The sequence below is a fragment of the Blautia sp. AM47-4 genome, from assembly GCF_003479865.1.
GTDB lineage: Bacteria > Bacillota > Clostridia > Lachnospirales > Lachnospiraceae > Fusicatenibacter > Fusicatenibacter saccharivorans.
On record NZ_QUHY01000001.1, the window covers coordinates 88,852 to 105,972 of the forward strand.

The following is a 17,121-nucleotide window of genomic DNA, read 5'->3' on the forward strand; positions in this document are numbered from 1 at the left end:
ATCTTCAAAAAATTGCACTCGCGGTGGGAGAATACAGAGAAAGAGTGGAAAAAAAGCAACAATATAAGAAGATCTTGCGACAATTCGAGTAGAAAAGGACGAAAATATTGTTTATACTGAAAACAACATAAATGCTAAATTCTACAGAAAAGAGGTATTTCAAAATGGGGAAAATATTTGATTACGATGGCGTGCCGGTGCTGCATACCACATCCGGCGATTTAAAAGGTTATTTTTATGACGGTGTTTACATTTACAAAGGAATTCCGTATGCATACGCAGACCGTTTCCAGATGCCGGTTCCGTCCAAATGGGATGGCGTGAAGGATGCGACAAACTACGGCTTTGTATGCCCGCTTCAGAACCAAGATACACCGAACGGCGAGCTTATGGTTCCGCACCGCTACTGGCCGCAGGATGAGCACTGCCAGTCCTTAAATATCTGGACAAACAAACTTGATCCGGAAGCCAAAAAACCGGTTCTCGTATGGTTCCACGGCGGTGGATACGCAGCGGGATCTTCCATCGAGCAGGTTGCGTATGACGGCGTCAGCATCGCAAAGAAAGGTGATTCGATTCTTGTTTCTGTCAACCACAGACTGAATATTTTAGGATATCTGGATCTGTCTCCGTTTGGGGAAAAATACAAAAACTCCGCAAACGCAGGCCACGCCGATATGGTGGCAGCCCTGCAGTGGGTACATGACAATATTGCCCTGTTCGGCGGCGATCCGGAGAATGTAACCATTTTCGGCCAGTCCGGCGGCGGAATGAAGGTGATTGACCTGATGCAGATTCCATCAGCAGACGGCCTGTTCCAGAAAGGCCTTGTCATGAGCGGTGTTATGGAGGACGATCCGCTCGGCGCAGGAGAGAAAGACGGCACGGAGATTATTACGGCAATGATGAAAGCGCTCGGCTTTGACGATGTGGCTCAGCTGGAAACTGTACCGTATCCGCAGCTTGCTGCTGCATATGCAAAAGTGGCTCCGGCGATTGCACAGAGTGGCGGCTACATCGGCGGCGGCCCGAAAAAGGGCGATTACTTCTATGGAAATCCATTCGACGCAGGCTTCCGTGAGCATGCACATCAGATTCCGATGATGATCGGAACCGTATACGGCGAGTTCGCAACGTTTGCACCGGCAGCTTATGATAAGAACAAACTGACAGCGGAAGAGATTCTGGAAATCCTCAAAAAGGTTTATGGAGACAATGCCGAAAAGGTTCTGGACGCTTTCAAAGAAGCATATCCGGAGAAGAACGGCGTAGATGTTCTTGCCATCGACCGTGCAATGCGTGAGCCGACCGTAAAACTTGCCAAACTGTTCGCAAAAGGCGGCGGCAAAGCATATCTCTACAACTTCGCTCTGGAATTCCCGTTCCAGCACGGCAAGCCGGCATGGCACTGCTCCGATATCCCATATTTCTTCGGAAACGCAGATCTCGTAGAAATTTGTGGCATCCCGGATGTCAGCGATAAACTGGAAAGCGAAATCTTCGGAGCACTTCTTGCCTTCGCAAAGAACGGCACCCCGGATCATGCCGGACTCCCGCACTGGCCGGAAGTAGAAGCAGAGGATGCGGATACCATGGTGTTTGACCGCAAAACGGAAGTAAAACACAACTACGATGATAAAGTGTTTGCAGAGATCAACAAAGTTCTGAAACCATGGAGCTTTATGGACATGATGGCTGACAATATTCAGCATTAAAAAGAACGATTCGACGCGGCATAAGCGAAATCGGGATGGAGCTCTGAAATATTAAAAAATTAGAATAAAAAAACCGCCTGTTTGATTTGAAAAATAAAAAAATCAAACAGGCGGTTTTTTCTGAAAATTCGGTGCTTTCAATCACATCTAAAGTATTATTCTAACAGGGTCACGGAAGAAAAACCAGTAAAAAACAGATTGTACTGAAAAAAATACAATCTGTTTTGTTGACACACTTGAAAAAACATGATAATCTAGAAAATGCACTATTATGGCAAGATATGCCTAAAACCTTTTGTTCAGGCATGAGCGGTAATAAATATATTATAACACAAGGGGTGACAACGTCAATGGAGAAAAACAGAATACGTCCGATACCTACCGGAAAAAGTATGCGAATGAGTTACCAGAGACAAAAAGAAGTATTGGAAATGCCCAACTTGATTGAAGTCCAGAAGGATTCCTATGACTGGTTCCTGAGAAGCGGACTCAAGGAAGTCTTTGATGACATTTCACCAATCTCCGACTACGGCGGACGGCTGAGCCTTGAATTCGTAGACTTTACACTGTGTGAAGATGACGTAAAATACTCAATCGAAGAGTGTAAACAGCGTGACGCTACTTATGCGGCACCGTTAAAGGTAAAAGTAAGATTATATAATAAGGAAAAAGACGAGATCACAGAGCACGAAATTTTCATGGGTGATCTGCCGTTGATGACAGCAACAGGAACATTCGTTATCAATGGTGCAGAGCGAGTAATCGTCAGCCAGCTGGTACGTTCCCCTGGTATTTATTACGGCATCGCACATGATAAGCTCGGAAAGAGACTGTTCTCCTGTACCGTAATCCCGAACCGTGGAGCATGGCTGGAGTACGAGACCGATTCCAACGACGTCTTCTATGTCCGCGTAGACCGTACCAGAAAAGTTCCGATCACAGTCCTCATCCGTGCACTTGGAGTAAGCTCCAATGCAGAGATCGTAGAGCTGTTCGGTGAAGAGCCGAAGATTCTTGCAAGCTTCACCAAAGATACTTCCACCAACTATCAGGAAGGTCTTCTCGAGCTGTACAAGAAAATTCGTCCGGGCGAGCCTCTCGCAGTAGAAAATGCAGAGAGCCTCATCATGAGCATGTTCTTTGACCCGCGTCGCTATGACCTGGCAAAGGTAGGCCGTTATAAATTCAACAAGAAACTTGCACTGCGCAGCCGTATCCGCAACCAGATCCTCGCTGAGGATGTTGTAGATCCGTCCACCGGTGAAATCCTTGCAGAAAAAGGCACCACCGTTACTCTGGAACTCGCAGACAAGATTCAGAACGCAGCAGTACCGTATGTATGGATTCAGACAGAGGAGAGAAACGTAAAAGTTCTTTCCAACTTAATGGTAGATCTGAAAGCATGGGTAGATGTTGACGAGGAAGAACTTGGCATCAACGAGAAAGTATACTATCCGGTTCTGGAAAAGATCCTGGAGGAAAATACCGATATCGAAGAGATCAAACAGGCGATCAAACGTGACATTCACGACCTGATTCCGAAACATATCACAAAGGAAGATATTTTCGCTTCCATCAACTACAACATGCATCTGGAATACGGCGCAGGAAATGCCGATGATATCGACCACCTGGCAACCGTAGAATCCGTGCCGTAGGTGAGCTGCTTCAGAACCAGTACCGCATCGGTCTGTCCCGTATGGAGCGTGTGGTACGTGAGCGCATGACAACACAGGACATCGACGGAATTTCTCCGCAGTCCCTGATCAATATCAAACCGGTTACAGCTGCAATCAAAGAGTTCTTCGGATCTTCCCAGCTGTCCCAGTTCATGGATCAGAATAACCCGCTTGGAGAGCTGACGCACAAGAGACGTCTTTCCGCCCTTGGACCTGGCGGTCTGTCCCGTGACCGTGCCGGATTCGAGGTTCGAGACGTACACTACTCCCATTACGGAAGAATGTGCCCGATCGAGACTCCTGAGGGACCGAACATCGGTCTGATCAACTCTCTGGCATCGTATGCGCGCATCAACGAGTATGGCTTCGTTGAGGCTCCATACAGAAGAATTGACAAATCAGATCCGAAAAATCCGCGTGTTACCGACGAAGTAGTCTACATGACCGCAGATGAAGAGGATAATTACCATGTAGCACAGGCAAATGAGCCGCTGGATGCAGAAGGACACTTCCTCAACAAGAACGTTTCCGGACGTTATCTGGATGAGACCCAGTCCTACGAGCCGCACATGTTTGATTACATGGACGTGTCTCCGAAGATGGTATTCTCCGTTGCTACGGCGCTGATCCCGTTCCTTCAGAACGACGATGCGAACCGTGCGCTGATGGGATCCAACATGCAGCGTCAGGCCGTACCGCTGATGATCACCGATGCTCCTGTTGTAGGAACCGGTATCGAAGCAAAAGCAGCCGTAGACTCCGGTGTCTGCGTCGTTGCAAAAAAAGCAGGAACCATTTCCTATTCCTGCTCCAACGAGATCCGCATGAACAATGATGACGGAACAAAAGATGTTTACCATCTGACCAAATTCATGCGAAGCAACCAGAGCAACTGCTACAACCAGAAACCGATCGTATTTAAAGGTGACCATGTAGAGGCCGGCGAAGTAATCGCAGACGGTCCGTCTACTTACCAGGGCGAGCTTGCTCTTGGTAAAAACCCGCTGATCGGATTTATGACCTGGGAAGGATATAACTACGAGGACGCCGTTCTTCTTAGCGAGCGTCTGGTACAGGATGATGTTTACACTTCCATCCACATCGAGGAGTACGAGGCAGAGGCCCGTGACACCAAGCTTGGACCGGAAGAGATCACAAAAGACGTTCCGGGCGTCGGCGATGAAGCCTTAAAAGACCTGGACGAGCGTGGAATCATCCGCATCGGTGCAGAGGTACGTGCCGGTGATATTCTGGTCGGAAAAGTAACTCCGAAGGGAGAAACCGAGCTGACCGCAGAGGAGCGTCTGCTCCGTGCCATCTTTGGCGAGAAAGCAAGAGAAGTACGTGATACTTCCCTGAAAGTACCGCACGGTGAGTATGGTATCATCGTGGACGCCAAAGTATTTACCCGTGAAAACGGCGACGAACTTTCTCCTGGAGTAAACCAGGCAGTCCGCATCTACATCGCACAGAAGAGAAAAATCTCTGTCGGCGATAAGATGGCTGGTCGTCACGGAAACAAGGGTGTCGTTTCCCGTGTACTTCCTGTAGAGGATATGCCGTTCCTGCCGAACGGACGTCCGCTGGACATCGTGCTGAACCCTCTGGGTGTGCCGTCCCGTATGAACATCGGACAGGTGCTGGAGATCCACCTGAGCCTTGCAGCAGCAGCGCTGGATTTAACGTATCCACCCCGATTTTCGACGGCGCAAACGAGAAAGATATTCAGGATACCCTGGAACTGGCAAACGATTATGTAAACATGGAATGGGATGCATTCTCCGAGAAATATAAAGATGTTCTGCTTCCGGAAGTATATCAGTACTTGGAAGAGCACCTGGATCACAGAGAACTGTGGAAGGGCGTTGATATCGCAAGAGACGGTAAGGTACAGCTCCGCGACGGACGTACCGGTGAGCCGTTTGATGGAAGAACCACCATCGGACACATGCATTACCTGAAACTGCATCACCTGGTAGACGATAAGATCCATGCACGTTCTACCGGCCCATACTCCCTCGTTACACAGCAGCCGCTGGGTGGTAAAGCTCAGTTCGGTGGACAGCGTTTCGGAGAGATGGAGGTTTGGGCTCTTGAGGCGTACGGTGCATCCTACACGCTGCAGGAGATCCTGACTGTGAAGTCTGACGATGTGGTTGGCCGTGTGAAGACATACGAAGCCATCATCAAGGGCGACAATATTCCGGAGCCTGGTATTCCGGAATCCTTCAAAGTATTGTTGAAAGAGCTGCAGTCCCTGGCACTCGATGTCCGCGTACTGCGTGATGACAATACCGAAGTTAAAATTATGGAATCAGTTGATTACGGTGATACCAATCTGAACCACATCATCGAGGGAGACCGTTACTCTGACAGAGAGGACGAGAGATTTGGTGACTATGGATTCTCCAAGAAAGAGTTTGACGGAGAAGAAATGGTAGATGTGGAAGAGGATGAAGAAGAAGACTCTTATCTTGATCTGGATGAAAGTTCAGATGATGACATGTAACTTGTAGATCTTCGCTTTGCGAGGAAAGGGGTAATCAAATGCCAGAAACAGCAAAAAAAGAAAATTACCAGATGAGCTTTGATGCCATCAAAATAGGACTTGCCTCCCCGGAGAAAATCCGGGAGTGGTCCCATGGCGAGGTAAAAAAACCGGAGACCATCAACTACAGAACGCTGAAACCGGAAAAAGACGGTCTGTTCTGTGAAAGAATCTTCGGACCAAGCAAAGACTGGGAGTGCCATTGCGGTAAATATAAGAAAATTCGCTACAAAGGCGTAATCTGCGACCGATGCGGCGTAGAAGTAACAAAATCCAGTGTGCGCCGTGAGCGTATGGGACACATTGAGCTGGCAGCTCCGGTATCCCACATCTGGTATTTCAAAGGAATTCCGTCCCGTATGGGACTGATCCTGGATCTGTCTCCGAGAACTCTGGAAAAGGTTCTGTATTTCGCAAACTACATCGTTCTTGATGCAGGCGATACCAAATTACAGTACAAACAGGTTCTGACCGAGAAAGAATACCAGGATGCCAGAGAGGAGTTCGGAAACAGCTTCCGTGCAGGTATGGGTGCGGAATCCATCAAAGAGCTTCTGATGGCAATCGATCTGGAAAAAGAGTCTGCTGAATTAAAGGCAGGTCTTAAAGATTCTACCGGACAGAAGAGAGCCCGCATCATCAAGAGACTTGAGGTTGTTGAGGCATTCCGTGAGTCCGGAAACCGTCCGGAGTGGATGATTCTTGATGCGGTTCCGGTTATTCCGCCGGATCTGCGTCCTATGGTACAGCTTGACGGAGGACGTTTTGCAACATCCGACCTGAATGATCTGTACCGCCGTATCATCAACCGTAACAACCGTCTGAAGAGACTGCTGGAGCTCGGTGCACCGGATATCATCGTGCGCAACGAGAAACGTATGCTCCAGGAGGCAGTTGATGCCCTGATCGACAACGGCCGCCGCGGCCGTCCGGTAACCGGTCCTGGAAACCGTCCTCTGAAATCTCTGTCCGACATGCTGAAAGGTAAATCCGGCCGTTTCCGTCAGAACCTTCTTGGTAAACGTGTTGACTACTCCGGCCGTTCTGTTATCGTCGTAGGACCGGAACTGAAGATTTACCAGTGCGGTCTGCCGAAAGAAATGGCAATCGAGCTGTTTAAACCGTTCGTTATGAAAGAGCTGGTTTCCAACGGCACTGCACATAACATCAAAAATGCAAAGAAAATGGTCGAGAAACTCGAGCCGCAGGTATGGGACGTTCTCGAGGACGTCATCAAAGAGCATCCGGTTATGCTGAACCGTGCCCCTACCCTGCATCGTCTGGGTATCCAGGCGTTCGAGCCGATTCTGGTAGAAGGTAAAGCGATTAAGCTGCACCCGCTGGTTTGTACCGCATTCAACGCCGACTTCGACGGTGACCAGATGGCTGTCCATCTGCCGCTGTCTGTAGAAGCGCAGGCAGAGTGCCGTTTCATGCTTCTTTCTCCGAACAACCTGCTGAAACCGTCCGATGGTGGTCCGGTAGCCGTTCCTTCCCAGGATATGGTTCTTGGTATCTACTATCTGACACAGGAGCGTCCGGGCGAGAAGGGCGAAGGAAGCTTCTTCCGCGATATGAACGAAGCCATCCTGGCATACGAGAACGGATACATTACCCTGCAGACCAAGATTACCATCCGCTGCGAAAAAGAGATGGAAGATGGTACTGTAATGCAGCAGAACGTAAGCTCCACACTCGGAAGATTCCTCTTCAATGAGATTCTGCCGCAGGATCTGGGATACGTAGACCGTACGGTTCCGGGTAACGAGCTTGCGCTTGAGGTTGATTTCCTCGTTGCAAAGAAACAGCTGAAACAGATTCTGGAAAAAGTCATCAATACACACGGAGCTACCAAGACCGCAGAGGTTCTGGACTATATCAAGGCAACCGGATATAAATACTCCACCCGTGCAGCCATGACCGTATCCATTTCCGATATGACCGTGCCGCCGCAGAAGCCGGAGATGCTCGCCGAAGCACAGGCAACGGTAGACAAGATTACAAGAAACTTCAAACGTGGTCTGATTACAGACGAAGAGCGTTACAAAGAGGTTGTAGATACCTGGAAGAAGACCGACGATGCGCTGACAAAAGCACTGCTCGACGGACTGGATAAATACAACAACATCTTCATGATGGCTGACTCCGGAGCCCGTGGTTCCGATAAGCAGATCAAACAGCTGGCCGGTATGCGAGGACTGATGGCCGATACAACCGGACATACCATCGAGCTGCCGATCAAGTCAAACTTCCGTGAAGGTCTTCAGGTACTGGAATACTTCATGTCCGCACATGGAGCACGAAAAGGTATGTCCGATACCGCGCTTCGTACCGCCGACTCTGGTTACCTGACCCGTCGTCTGGTAGACGTTTCTCAGGACCTGATCATCCGTGAAATCGACTGTGCCGAGGGCAAGGACGAAATTCCGGGTATGTGGGTCAGCGAGTTCACAGACGGAAAAGAGCAGATCGAGAGTCTGCAGGATCGTATCACAGGCCGTTTCTCCTGCGAGACGATCAAAGACAAGGACGGCAACGTCATTGTAAAAGCAAACCATATGATCACCCCGAAACGTGCTGCCCGTGTCATCAAAGACGGCATCAACGAGAACGGTGAGCATTATACAAAAGTAAAAATCCGTACCATTCTTACCTGCCGTTCCGGTAACGGAATCTGCGCAAAATGCTATGGTGCCAACATGGCAACCGGCGAGGCAGTACAGGTTGGTGAGTCTGTCGGAATTATCGCAGCACAGTCGATCGGTGAGCCTGGTACACAGCTGACCATGCGTACCTTCCATACCGGTGGTGTTGCCGGTGGAGATATCACACAGGGTCTTCCTCGTGTCGAGGAGCTTTTCGAGCAAGAAAGCCGAAAGGACTTGCCATCATCACCGAAATCGCCGGTGTTGCACAGATCAAAGACACCAAGAAGAAACGCGAAATCGTTGTTACCAATCCGGAAGACGGCGTATCCAAGACATACCTGATCCCTTACGGATCCCGTATTAAGATCGCAGACGGAACAGTTCTGGAAGCCGGAGACGAGCTGACCGAGGGTTCTGTCAACCCGCATGATATCCTGAAGATCAAAGGTGTACGTGCCGTTCAGGATTACATGATCCGCGAGGTACAGCGAGTTTACCGTCTGCAGGGTGTAGAAATCAACGATAAGCATATCGAGGTTATCGTTCGCCAGATGCTGAAGAAGATCCGCATCGAGGAAAACGGAGATACCGAATTCCTTCCGGGCGACATGGTAGACTTCCTGGATTACGACGAGACCAACAAAGCTCTGATCGCAGAAGGCAAAGAGCCGGCAGAAGGAAAACAGGTACTGCTTGGTATCACCAAAGCATCCCTGGCATCCGATTCCTTCCTGTCCGCAGCATCCTTCCAGGAGACCACCAAGGTTCTGACCGACGCTGCTATCAAGGGTAAGGTTGACCATCTGGTGGGCTTAAAAGAGAACGTTATCATCGGTAAACCGATCCCGGCCGGTACCGGTATGAAGTGTTACAGCAACATTCATCTGAATACCGACAGCATGATCGAGGAAGAAGAGGACGAGGATCTGATTCTGACCGAAGATCTTGAGGACGATGCTCCGGCAGCAGAAGCTCCGGTTGAAGAACCGTCAGCTGAAGAGGAAGAGCCGATGCTTGACTTCGACTTTGAGGAAATGATTCCGTCAAAGGATGATACCGAGGAGTAAACCCTTTCAGGTTAAAAAATAAATATGTCATTTGTGGAAAGCAGAGAATTTCCGGTTCGCCGGGGTCTCTGCTTTCCTTGTATTTTCGGGAGCATTTTGTTACAATGGAGACAGAAAAGAGGGAAGCCTATGTGGATAAAAAAATTACCTGGCATCGTGGCAAATGCGGCGGTACTGATTCTGAATGTGTTTGCGATTCTGATGATCGTGGGGCTGTTTCTTCATCAGGGAACGACGGGGGAGCGTGTGAAAGAGACGATTACGCGTTTTTCCACGACGTCGCAGGAGTATTATGCGGAAGGCGAGGCATACAGCCAGACGAGTGACCGGGTGCATACGTATTCGGTGGAAGAAACAAGGTAATTATTCAGAGCCCCATCTCGATTCCGCTTACGCTGCATCTCGATGTGGCTTGTCGCCATATGAAATTCCAGAAAAAACTGCTCATTCATGCAAGCATGATTCGCAATTTTTTCTTCCATTTCGCATGGCTCTGAATAATTACCAAATAAAGAGGAAAAGATGAGGAAAACTATGCTCCAAGAGTGGAAAAGAAAAGGAAAAAAATTCCGCCATGTGGAAAAAGATGGAGAAGAGACGACGGAGCTTTCTGTGAAAATACGGGCGGCAAAATTTCGTGATCTGCCGATGAGTCTGCGGATTCTGATCGTGAATCTCAGTCTGTTTCTGATTCTGTGCGCCGTATTTTTTATGGCAGGCGCGTATCTGTATGCGCCGCAGGCGGCAGGACGGAATTACGTGGAAGCATGCCTGGCAGGAGACTGGAACAGTGCATACGATGTATGCCAGTTCCCGGACAGCACGTTTCTGTCGCGGAAGAACTACGTCAATGCAATGACCTGGAAAGCAAAACAGGACGGCACTGACGGGCAGGGAACACCGGAGATCAAGAGCTTTTTCATGCGCAGAAAACAGAATCTTGAGACCGGGGAAAACAGGATTTATACTGTGCGGTACACGTTAAAAGGCATGAGCGACTCGCAGGAAGAAACATTGGAGATCGCCGCCGGGGATACCGTAAAATGGAACTTCAAAGAGTGGTACGTTGTGCCGAAAGACAGCTGCGTGACGGATGTCGAAATCACCGTCCCGGCGGATGCCTCGTTCTATCTGGACGGCGTGCAGGTCGGGAAAAAGTATTTAAAAGAGACGGCAGATAACGTCAGCATCTACAAAATCCCGTATCTCTTCCTCGGCGGCCACACCATTGAACTGACCGAAAAACAGAAAGACCCATACCGCGAGATCGTCCTCGTGCAGGACAACAGCAGCATGGAATTCCTGCCGGATTTAAAACTCAACGATTCCACCGGCAAAACCATCGCCGACCGCGCAGAAGAGTCCCTGGACAAGGTATTCACAGCCGCAGCCGCCGGAAAATCCTTCAGCACCATCAAAAATGAATTTTCCGCCGACACCGCCGTACAGAAAACCGCCAAAGAACAGTACCAGCAGCTCTGCGATGCCTACCTGAACAGCGACACCAACACCGGAATCACCAGCATCACCGTGAGCAGCGTCTCCACAACCGTAACCAACGAATCCAACCAGATGAAGATCGAAACCAACGTGACCGCTGCGATCGAGCGACGAACCCGTTTCCTCCATTTCTTCCGCAAAACCAAAATAGAGACCGTCACCTGGAAACTCGAGTCCGTTGTGACGCTGGAAAACGAAAAATGGGTGATGGGCAGCGATTTCCTGACTAAAATAGGACATGAGGCATAAGGTGTTTGCTTCTGTTGTTCTGGCAACGTTAAAATTTTGCAGTTACTCTTAAGCAGAGAGGATAATCAGGCTGGACAGGTGGAAGACCTGTGATTTGGTGGCAAAGCACCAGAAAGAAACCAGGTTTTTTAAAAGAGAGTGACAAAGAGTGATTTTGTATCCGCTTTTACCATGGGTGCAGAGTCACTCTTTTTTTGTGACAAGATGTTAAGAAACGATAAACATTAATTTACCAGAAGTGGAAAAATGTAAGAATTTGTGCCTTGCATCTTAGGTCAGATCACGTTATGATAGTAAGTAGAAAAATGTCGAAAAACGTTTGTGTTACGATGGAAGAAAGTTCCGCAAAGGGGCGGGACGATGGAGTATAAACAGATCATATGGAAAGAAAATCATTGAAACAGAGAAGAAAGCAGATGCGCCGCAGACAGATGATGCAGAAAGTATCACGGATTTCCCTGTGTGTGGTAATCGGCCTTCTTTTTCTTGCGCTTATCTGGAAATTTGCGGGAGCGCAGCTTGCGAAAAAAGGAATTGTACTGAGTAATGACACAGCCGCAAAGACGGTGAGCGAGACGGCGCCGGAGGCGGAGGACGGATCGGGAAATGCGGGAATTAAGAAGCTTGCGGAGACCACGCCGCCGAATGAGACGCCGGGATGGCAGTACAGCTCGTCGGGCTGGTGGTACGCAACGGATGCCACAACGTACTACGTCAACGGCTGGGCAGATATCGACGGAAACCAGTACCATTTTGATTCCAATGGTTACATGGCGACCGGCTGGAAAGCGATCGGCGGAAAAGGCTGTTACTTTGATGACCAGGGTGTTTACCAGCCAGACCGCAACGGCTCGATGATGGTAGCCCTGACCTTTGATGACGGCCCAGGCGTCTATACCAGCACGCTTCTCGATACGCTGGAGCAGTACGGGGCACAGGCGACGTTCTTTATGCTCGGCAGCAATGTGGAAAAATACGGTGCAGATGTGATCCCGCGTATGGCGGCGATCGGCTGTGAGCTTGGAAACCACTCCTATGCGCATCCGAATATGAAAGAACTGAGCACCGACGACGGCCTTGCCCAGTTCCAGATGACGGATGATCTGATCGCCCAGTACAACAACGGACAGGGTGCAACTGTCATCCGTTTCCCGTATGGAAACAGCACCGATGAACTGCTCGCATCTATCGGCCGCCCGAGCATCATGTGGGATGTCGATACCCTGGACTGGCAGACGAAAAATGTACAGGCAAACATCAGCGCCGTTCTCGACAGTGTAAGCCCGGGAGACATTATCCTGATGCATGATATCCACGAGACGACCGTAGAATCGTGTGCAACGATCGTGCCGGAGCTGATCAACCGCGGGTATGAGCTTGTCACGATTCATACTCTTGCAGCGGCAAACGGCGTGGATCTTGCAGCGGGAGAGACGTATTACGGCTTCCATGGCGGAACGACAAACGAATAGAAAACAGAATGGAAAAACGACAAAGAACCGCCGGTTTACTCTCGAATCAAGAGTGAACCGGCGGTTCTTATGTCATTTTATGAAAATTTATTTCATTGCCGCTCTCTTACGAAGTCTGGAATCCAGCTCTTTCTTACGGATACGTAAGGAAACCGGAGTAACCTCAAGAAGCTCGTCCTTGTCGATGAAGTCCAGAGCCTGCTCGAGGGAAAGGATTCTCGGCGGAGTCAGACGCAGTGCCTCGTCGGAGGAGGACGTACGGGTGTTGGTCAGGTGCTTCGTTTTGCAGACGTTCAGCTCGATATCCTCGGCTTTTCCGTTCTGTCCGATGACCATACCGGCGTAAACCTTCTCGCCAGGTCCGATGAACAGAGTACCGCGCTCCTGTGCGGAGTACAGACCGTAGGTAACGGACTCGCCTGCCTCGAAAGCGATCAGGGAACCTTGTTTGCGGTATTCAATGTCGCCCTTGTACGGTGCGTAATCTTCAAACTCGGTGTTCAGGATACCAGTTCCTTTGGTGGAGGTCATGAAGAGTCCACGGAAACCAATCAGGCCTCGTGCCGGGATTTCGAACTCCAGACGGGTGGAACCATCGCTTGCGCGGCTCATGCCGTGAAGCTCGCCTTTACGCTCGCTGAGGAGCTGGATGACAGTACCGGAGAACTCGTCCGGAACGTCAACGTATGCGATTTCCATTGGCTCGAGTTTGCGTCCGCGCTCGTCCTCTTTGTAGATAACCTCTGCCTTACTTACTGCGAACTCATATCCCTCACGGCGCATGTTTTCGATCAGGACGGACAGATGCAGCTCACCACGGCCGGAAACCTTGAAGCAGTCTGCGGAATCAGTCTCCTCGACGCGGAGAGAAACGTCAGTGTTCAGCTCACGCATCAGACGGTCACGCAGGTGGCGGGAAGTTACGTATTTACCTTCTTTACCGGCCAGCGGGCTGTCGTTTACGATGAAGTTCATGGAAATAGTCGGCTCGGAGATTTTCTGGAACGGGATGGAAACCGGGTTGTCCAGATCGCCGCAGAGAGTATCTCCGATGTGGATATCCGGGATACCGGAAACAGCAACGATAGAACCGATGCCTGCCTCAGTAACCTCTACTTTTTTCAGTCCGTCAAATTCATACAGTTTGCTGACCTTTACTTTTTTCTTCTTGGTCAGATCGTGGTGGTTGACCAGCATAACGTCCTGGTTCACGCGGATCGTTCCGTTTTCAACTTTGCCGACACCGATACGTCCAACGTATTCGTTGTAGTCGATGGTACTGATCAGAAGCTGTGTGCCAGCTTCCGGATCGCCGGTCGGAGCCGGGATGTATTTCAGGATGGTCTCGAACAGAGGAGTCATATCCTTCGGGGTATCGTTCAGATCGAGTACGGCATGACCCATCTTTGCGGATGCGTACAGAAACGGACAGTCAAGCTGTTCGTCAGATGCATCGAGGTCCATCAGAAGCTCGAGCACTTCGTCGATAACTTCATCCGGGCGTGCTTCCGGGCGGTCGATCTTGTTGATGCAGACGATAACGGACAGATCCAGCTCGAGTGCTTTTTTCAGCACGAATTTGGTCTGCGGCATAGCGCCCTCGAATGCGTCTACAACCAGAATAACGCCGTCTACCATTTTCAGAACTCGCTCAACCTCGCCGCCGAAGTCCGCATGGCCTGGGGTGTCGATGATGTTGATTTTCGTTCCTTTGTAGTAAACTGCTGTATTTTTGGAAAGAATGGTGATTCCACGCTCACGCTCGATATCGTTCGAGTCCATGACACGTTCCTGAACCTCCTGATTGGCACGGAAAACGCCGCTCTGTTTCAGAAGCTCGTCTACCAGTGTAGTTTTACCATGATCGACATGGGCGATGATGGCAACGTTTCTTACATCTTCTCTCGTTGTTTTCATTTCTTCATTCCTCTTCCTATGAGTTGACCCTGCCGGGTTCAATTTTTCAAAATTTCAAGCCGGCCGGGAATGTTTATCACAGCACAAAGGCAGGTGCCTTGCCGTTTTGTCTCTGCTGGATGCCTGCCTATCTGAACTATTATAGCACAGAACAGAGAAAAAAAACAGGGAAGATGTGACATTTTTTGTATTGCAATGGTAGAAAATACGAAGCATGTGGTGCGGTTTTTACAGAAACATATACAAAAAATTGGGCAGAATGCTGATTTGAATAGAAATAAAAAAATCTGGAAAAAAGTGGTTCTGAAAAAGAAATGTGGTTCATACATTAGGATTATAGATCAGCAAAGTACCGATCAGAAATCAATATTCAGAAAGAAAAGACAAAGGAAGGGGATTTTCATTATGGCAGACAAGATGATTGAAAACAATCAGGTGGTTATCATGGGAGAGATTGTCTCCCCGTTTACATTCAGCCATCAGGTATTCGGAGAGGGCTTTTACCTCGTCGATGTGATGGTCAAGCGGTTGAGTGAATCGCAGGACATCATTCCGGTGATGGTCTCCGAGCGGCTGGTGGACGTATCACAGGATTACCAGGGTGAGTGGATCTGCATCAGCGGTCAGTTCCGGTCCTACAACCGCCACGAGGAGAAGAAGAACCGTCTGGTACTCTCCGTATTTGCGCGGGAATTAAGCTTCGTGGAGGAAGAGGACGATTCCGTCAAATCCAACCAGATTTACCTCGATGGATACATATGTAAACCGCCGGTCTACCGGAAAACACCTCTGGGAAGAGAGATCGCCGACCTTCTGATCGCGGTCAACCGTCCGTATGGAAAATCAGATTATATCCCGTGCATCTGCTGGGGACGGAATGCGCGGTATGCCTCTGCGTTTGCCGTGGGCGGCCACGTTCTCATCTGGGGACGGATCCAGAGCCGGGAATATATGAAGCGGCTGAGCGAGACGGAAATGGAAAAGCGGACTGCATATGAGGTTTCGGTGAGCAAGCTGGAATATAGTGAGAGTTAAAGCGCGATCCGCTGTTGACAAGAAAATTTAATGATGCTATAGTAAAAGCAGAACTGAAGTGGATAGAGGTCGCATTACTTCAAGAGTACCTTTTCGGATGCCTCAGCAGCAAAAGAAGAAGAGGAAAAGGGAAGAATGCCGAAGGACATCCGGCGCTGAACCGGTATGCTCCTGGGCGCAGGTTGAAAAAATCTGCGACTGTCATCGAGAGATGGAGAGCTATCTGATCATAGATACTGCGTATGTGTGAATTTGGAGGCGATCTTATCTGGGATGAGGCGCCTCTTTTTTAAACGGAAAGTGAAATTTTCCGTGGGAGATAAGCTCCGGCGACTGATTTCTTATGGTTTTATCTGACACAACATACAGGAGGAAAAGAGAATGTCTATTTTTAAAGGTGCAGCTGTTGCAATTATCACACCGATGACCGAAACACAGGAAGTGAATTACGAAAAACTCGGAGAACTGATTGAGGAGCAGATCGCCGGCGGAACCGACGCCATCGTTATCTGCGGAACCACCGGTGAGGCTTCGACCCTGTCCCATGAGGAGCATCTGGATGCCATCAAATATACCGTGGAAAAAGTAAATCACAGAATCCCGGTAATTGCAGGAACCGGCTCCAACAGCACGGAGACAGCAATTTATCTGTCTCAGGAAGCAGAAAAATACGGCGTGGACGGACTTCTTCTCGTTTCTCCGTATTACAATAAAGCAACACAGAAGGGCCTGATTGCACACTTTACCGCAATCGCAGACAGCGTCAAAGTGCCGGTCATCCTTTACAACATTCAGGGCAGAACCGGCGTAAACATTGCACCGGAAACGATCGTCTATCTGTTCAACAACGTTGAGAATATCGTTGCAGTCAAAGAGGCTTCCGGAAACATTTCCCAGGTCGCAAAAATTATGCAGCTGACCGATGGAAAGATCGATCTGTACTCCGGAAACGACGATCAGGTTGTGCCGATCCTTTCCCTTGGCGGAAGCGGTGTAATCTCCGTTCTTTCCAACGTAGCACCGCGTGAGACCCACGACATGGTACAGAAATTCCTCGACGGCGATGTGGCCGGATCCAGAGAAATCCAGCTGAGAGCACTGCCGCTCATCGATGCGCTGTTCTGCGAAGTAAACCCGATTCCGGTAAAAGCAGCGCTGAACCTGATGGGCAAAGAGGTTGGACCGCTTCGCCTGCCGTTGACCGAGATGGAGCCGCAGAACCAGGAGCGCCTGGCAAAGGCTATGAAAGATTTTGGAATCAAACTGGCTTAAGTTAAGAATACACGAAGTA

7 protein-coding genes, 2 pseudogenes and 1 riboswitch are annotated in these 17,121 nt (G+C 49.5%); of the genes and pseudogenes, 8 read left to right on the forward strand and 1 reads right to left on the reverse strand.

What is annotated here, in order from left to right:
- Positions 1-164 precede the first annotated feature (164 nt).
- The 6 genes and pseudogenes from DW965_RS00395 (at position 165) to DW965_RS00420 (ending at position 12,878) form a co-directional block, all read left to right on the forward strand.
- The gene (locus DW965_RS00395; protein WP_117761434.1) at positions 165-1,715 is read left to right on the forward strand and encodes a carboxylesterase/lipase family protein; all 1,551 of its coding nucleotides are present in this window, start codon (positions 165-167) and stop codon (positions 1,713-1,715) included.
- A gap of 350 nt (positions 1,716-2,065) precedes the next feature.
- Positions 2,066-5,903 (forward strand): annotated as a pseudogene (gene rpoB / locus DW965_RS21900) (DNA-directed RNA polymerase subunit beta).
- Between the two features lie 38 nt (positions 5,904-5,941).
- Positions 5,942-9,657: pseudogene (gene rpoC, locus DW965_RS00405) on the forward strand (DNA-directed RNA polymerase subunit beta').
- A gap of 129 nt (positions 9,658-9,786) precedes the next feature.
- The gene (locus DW965_RS00410) at positions 9,787-10,020 is read left to right on the forward strand and encodes a hypothetical protein (RefSeq protein WP_117804634.1); all 234 of its coding nucleotides are present in this window, start codon (positions 9,787-9,789) and stop codon (positions 10,018-10,020) included.
- Positions 10,021-10,179: 159 nt separating this feature from the next.
- On the forward strand, positions 10,180-11,406 hold the full coding sequence (locus tag DW965_RS00415; RefSeq protein ID WP_147342469.1) for a hypothetical protein: 1,227 nt from the start codon (positions 10,180-10,182) through the stop codon (positions 11,404-11,406).
- A gap of 395 nt (positions 11,407-11,801) precedes the next feature.
- Positions 11,802-12,878, forward strand: a complete 1,077-nt coding sequence (locus DW965_RS00420) for a polysaccharide deacetylase family protein (RefSeq protein ID WP_158568314.1) — start codon at positions 11,802-11,804, stop codon at positions 12,876-12,878.
- A gap of 87 nt (positions 12,879-12,965) precedes the next feature.
- On the opposite strand, the gene typA is transcribed toward DW965_RS00420, so the two are convergent.
- Entirely contained in the window at positions 12,966-14,795 is a 1,830-nt protein-coding gene (gene typA / locus DW965_RS00425; RefSeq protein ID WP_119197888.1) for a translational GTPase TypA, read from the reverse strand.
- A gap of 405 nt (positions 14,796-15,200) precedes the next feature.
- Between typA and DW965_RS00430 the strand changes: the two genes are divergently transcribed.
- Positions 15,201-15,830, forward strand: a complete 630-nt coding sequence (locus tag DW965_RS00430) for a single-stranded DNA-binding protein (protein WP_055220802.1) — start codon at positions 15,201-15,203, stop codon at positions 15,828-15,830.
- A gap of 55 nt (positions 15,831-15,885) precedes the next feature.
- Positions 15,886-16,060, forward strand: a riboswitch (Lysine riboswitch).
- Positions 16,061-16,211: 151 nt separating this feature from the next.
- Entirely contained in the window at positions 16,212-17,102 is an 891-nt protein-coding gene (dapA, locus tag DW965_RS00435) for a 4-hydroxy-tetrahydrodipicolinate synthase (RefSeq protein WP_022461866.1), read from the forward strand.
- The last annotated feature ends 19 nt before the right edge of the window (positions 17,103-17,121 follow it).

What these genes read in the sequence shown, in the direction of transcription:
- DW965_RS00410 (WP_117804634.1), top strand. Translation starts at nt 9,787, where the DNA reads ATGTGGATAAAAAAATTACCTGGCATCGTGGCAAATGCGGCGGTACTG.
- DW965_RS00415 (WP_147342469.1), top strand. Translation starts at nt 10,180, where the DNA reads ATGAGGAAAACTATGCTCCAAGAGTGGAAAAGAAAAGGAAAAAAATTC.
- DW965_RS00430 (WP_055220802.1), top strand. Translation starts at nt 15,201, where the DNA reads ATGGCAGACAAGATGATTGAAAACAATCAGGTGGTTATCATGGGAGAG.
- DW965_RS00395 (WP_117761434.1), top strand. Translation starts at nt 165, where the DNA reads ATGGGGAAAATATTTGATTACGATGGCGTGCCGGTGCTGCATACCACA.
- typA (WP_119197888.1), bottom strand. Translation starts at nt 14,795, where the DNA reads ATGAAAACAACGAGAGAAGATGTAAGAAACGTTGCCATCATCGCCCAT.
- dapA (WP_022461866.1), top strand. Translation starts at nt 16,212, where the DNA reads ATGTCTATTTTTAAAGGTGCAGCTGTTGCAATTATCACACCGATGACC.